Genomic DNA, 567 nt, shown 5'->3' with positions numbered 1-567 from the left:
AGCTCACCCCGCCAGAGGGATTTCAGCTTGCGCATCACCAGCACATGTGGCCCGCGTTTGCCATCCGCCGCATGACGCAACTCGTCCATCGTCATTCTCCGGCCGCAAGCGTCATGCTGCTCGGCAGGACGCGCTTGATGATATCCGAGAGCGTAATCACCCCGAGCATGGTCTTGCCGTCCATCACGACGGACAGCTGCACGCTGGACGCCCGCATCCGGGAAAGAGCCTCATAAACCGGCGTAGCCGGCGAAAGGACATGCGCCGCGCGAGCCACCGCTTCAACTGGCTGATCATCGGCCAACAAGAGCGTGTCCCGCACATGCACCACCCTGGGAGCATCACCACGACCCTCCATCAAGACCCGCATATGCCCCGAGGCATGGCCGGCCGCACGCACGTCTGCCGCGGTCGCCTGCGCCCCGACCCACACGGCATCGGCGCCCTCGGCGAGAAGCGCGGCGACGGGGATCGTGCCCAGATCAATCAGGCCCGAAAGCTGGCGCTGCATCCCCGGCTCCAGGGTGCCGGCCTTGCCCGAATGCTCGACCAGTTGGCGGATGGTGG

1 protein-coding gene is annotated in these 567 nt (G+C 66.0%); it reads right to left on the bottom strand.

All coding sequences use genetic code 11. The features are described 5' to 3' along the window. Nucleotides 1-91: 91 nt before the first annotated feature. Nucleotides 92-567, bottom strand: a 476-nt coding sequence (locus tag CG51_RS18865; protein WP_035747695.1) for a CBS domain-containing protein, incomplete at its 5' end; no start/stop codon positions are given.

Origin of the sequence: Haematobacter missouriensis (genome assembly GCF_000740775.1) — a bacterium.
GTDB lineage: Bacteria > Pseudomonadota > Alphaproteobacteria > Rhodobacterales > Rhodobacteraceae > Haematobacter > Haematobacter missouriensis.
This window is presented reverse-complemented; position numbering and strand designations above follow the sequence as displayed.